This window comes from Haloferax profundi (assembly GCF_001469865.1).
Classification (GTDB): domain Archaea; phylum Halobacteriota; class Halobacteria; order Halobacteriales; family Haloferacaceae; genus Haloferax; species Haloferax profundi.
The window spans coordinates 1-1,821 of record NZ_LOPV01000459.1 but is presented as its reverse complement, the minus strand read 5'-3'; the positions used below and the strand labels follow the sequence as shown (position 1 = coordinate 1,821).

The following is a 1,821-nucleotide window of genomic DNA, read 5'->3' as shown; positions in this document are numbered from 1 at the left end:
AGACGCATCTGATGAAATCTCGATTCCAGTCTGGAAGTCATTTGGTGCCTCCAGAACTGCTCCCTTTGGTGCGAACAAGGTGATATTTCTCAAGAGAGATATCGGTTGATTGTAGGTTCCCGGTCGCACCGCGATGCTATCTCCATCAGCTACCGCATACAGTGCGTCTCGAATTGAACTATAGTTCCCACTGCCATCTTGGGCAACAACAACCGTTGCCGGGCGAACAGCAGGAACTGACGGCGCTTCAGATTGAGTGGACCGGAAAAATCCACAGTCGACATTGGCATAACATTGGTCTAGCGTTGGGCCAGTCGACTGGCCCCAATAGTTCCCTGTTGCATCTCCAACCGACGAGCGCCATGCATAGACTCCCTGTTCAGTGTTGTTTGCGATGGTTCCGTTCGCGGCCGTCCAATTGCCGTAACTGAACTCAACGTAGATCCCGTGAGTATTCTCCGTTATCGTATTATTTGTCGCCGTCCAGTTGCCATCGCTCCACTCGGAATAGATGCCGTTCGTATTGTCGGTGAACGTGTTGTTCGTTGCTGTCCAGTCACCATCCGACGTATCTGCTCGAATGCCAGCATAATAGTCTGTAATCGTGAACCCAGAAATCGTCGGTGAAACATCGGACTCAATGAGGAATGCACTCCCGCCGGTTTTCGACCCGTTGAGTGTCGCACCATTCGGTGCGAAGACTGTCACATCTTTCCAGAGATCGACCCGTTCACGATACGTGCCTGGCTGTACTTCGATAACATCACCAGCAGCCGATGCAGAAATCGCATCGCCAATTGATGCATACGGCTGGTCTCCGTCCGGTCCAACAACGAGTGTTGGCGGTCGAGGTTCAGGAACTGAAGGTGTTGCATTCGGAGTCGATGCAAAATATCCACAATCTACATTTCCGGTACATTGCTCAATCGTCGGACCAGAGGCGCTTCCCCAGTAATTCCCCGTTGCATTCCCGATGTACTCTGAGCCGGGTGCAGCAATTCCATGATTCCTGTTGTTCGTAATCGTGCTATTGGAAACTGTCCAGTTCCTCTCGGCACCCCCTACGTAGATCCCATGAGAGTTGTTTGTTATCGTCGTGTTTCTGACTGTCCAGTTTCCCGTCCCAAGGAACACATAGATGCCACTGGACCATCCAGTGATGGTAAAGCCCGAAATTGTGGGTGCTGCTGAACGATATATCTCGAAGCCATCGTCACTGATTCCTGAGCCATTGAGCACTGCCCCATCAGGTGCGACTATTGTGACGTCTTTTTCCAGGGTAACTGGTTCACGGTAGGTTCCGGGTTGGACGACGATTCGACCGCCATCACTAGCGTTATCTACTGCATTTTGGATTGACGTGTACTCTTCGCTCCCATCAGCAGCAACAACCAATGACGACTCTGCAGTTATCTGTGTGTCATCGCCAAAGAGTCCTTCACCAAGCATCGCAGTCGGTGGCTCGTCATTGAGGTCACCCGTGCCTGAGTCAGATGGTGCTGGTATGGTGACAGCACTCGCCGGGACCACTCCAATGAATGAGGACAATACAACGAGACCACAGACTGCGAGGATGAACACACGATTATGCTCCCCCACGGCTCACCTCCAGTTTCGTGGGACACTCTGTGTGTGGGTGATGGGTTGCTAGCCCAAAGTCTACGAGGCACGCAAATGACATATACTACGGATATGTATGTCTGGTACTCTTTAACACATCGGTTCCGGATAATCACCCGACGACATCCGAATCAGTTGCGAGCAGCAAGCGTATCTGTACAACCCCCTCACTGACTCTCGAGGCTTGGTTTTTATCGACGG

Annotated in this window: 1 protein-coding gene; it reads right to left on the bottom strand. The window is 51.7% G+C overall.

Going from position 1 to position 1,821, the window contains the following annotated elements; genetic code table 11:
* Nucleotides 1-1,581 (bottom strand): NosD domain-containing protein (locus tag AUR66_RS21360; protein ID WP_197409807.1); only part of this gene is annotated, 1,581 nt, incomplete at its 3' end.
* Nucleotides 1,582-1,821 lie beyond the last annotated feature (240 nt).